The following is a 498-nucleotide window of genomic DNA, read 5'->3' as shown; positions in this document are numbered from 1 at the left end:
GACCATCAACACTGATTTTTCTGATCTTGTTACCGTTACGTTCTGCTACATAAACATTGCCCCCGGCGTCCACCGCTACACCCCTTGGAGCGACAAAACTAGCCGAAAGTGCATCACCATCCTGGTCTCCAAAGCTTCCTATCCCCGCCAAGGTACTCACCACTGGAGCGGTCACCATTTGCAACCAGGAAGGTAAGTCCGGTGCATTAAAGGTAAAGGTGTCCCCATCGGGGTCGGTAGCCTTTAACATATAGAAATAAGTCTCATTTTCATAGGCACTGGTGATAGGGTCTGAGTTAAAAACCGGGGACTGGTTTTGGGCTTGGGCCCTTGGAACTTCCAGGCTACTGAATAGAAGACCAAGAAAAAGAACAAAGTAAAGGTGTTTCATAGATATTGAAGTTATTTGGTGCATCAAAATTCTTTATACATATTTAAAAATTTAAATTAATAGCTTAATTCGGTATACTGCATTTTTTTAAGCAATACCAATTAATT

1 pseudogene is annotated in these 498 nt (G+C 42.2%); it reads right to left on the bottom strand.

Going from position 1 to position 498, the window contains the following annotated elements:
• A pseudogene (locus E1171_RS00255) lies at positions 1-391 on the bottom strand (hypothetical protein); the annotation flags it as partial.
• Positions 392-498: the final 107 nt, after the last annotated feature.

Source organism: Xanthovirga aplysinae (assembly GCF_009711365.1).
Lineage (GTDB): Bacteria > Bacteroidota > Bacteroidia > Cytophagales > Cyclobacteriaceae > Xanthovirga > Xanthovirga aplysinae.
This window is presented reverse-complemented; position numbering and strand designations above follow the sequence as displayed.